We start from the raw sequence: 695 nt of genomic DNA on the forward strand, positions 1-695 counted from the left end.
CCGCGAGGTTGGTGCGGGCGGGGTTGAAGGTGCTCGCATAATAGTCGGTCCAGCCGGCCTCGAAGGCGTCCCGATCCGGCACGTCGTCGCGCCGGCCCGGCGGCCCGAAGGTCAGGGTGCGGCCATCCCAATGGGCCGAGCCGTCCGGGGTGAGGATCGACCAGTCGAAGGCGGGGAAGCGCGCGGAAAAGAACGGCGCCGCCTCCGCCAGGATGTGGTGCTCGGGCTCGAACCAGGCGGCGAACCGCTCCCGCCCTGCCTCCCCCGCCCCTGCGCGACGGAAGCGCAGGAAGGCGTGCATCTTGTGCAGGTCGCGCGCCACCGCCTTGCGCATCAGCGCGAGGCGATGGACCAGGGGGTCGCTCGCCACCTCCGCGAGGTGCCGCTCTCCTCCTGCCACCCGCCAGACCAACCGGTGGAGCAGGCCGTAGCGCTCGCGATCGCGATGCATGACGACGGGCGGGATCAGGGCCGCCACCGCCCGCGGCAGGGCGAGCGCCGAACCGGGTGCCGCTGCTTCCGCCTCGGGAAACAGCGAAGCGGCGTCGCCCGCGACCCAGGTCACCGCCTCGGGCGGGACACCCGCCGCGACGAGGTGCCGGATCGCCGCGCGAAACCCCTCCAGATCGGCACCGGCGGCGAGCCGGATGGTGCGGGGGCGCATCTAGAACAGGCTCAGCTGGCGCGGCGGCTCG

At 73.7% G+C, this 695-nt stretch carries 1 protein-coding gene; it reads right to left on the minus strand.

Annotation, left to right across the window (positions count from 1 at the left end):
• On the minus strand, positions 1–664 hold a 664-nt coding region (locus tag VP06_RS31550), incomplete at its 3' end, for a TIGR03915 family putative DNA repair protein (protein ID WP_048467778.1).
• Positions 665–695: the final 31 nt, after the last annotated feature.

It is taken from the genome of Methylobacterium aquaticum (assembly GCF_001043915.1).
In the GTDB taxonomy this organism is placed as follows: Bacteria; Pseudomonadota; Alphaproteobacteria; order Rhizobiales; family Beijerinckiaceae; genus Methylobacterium; species Methylobacterium aquaticum.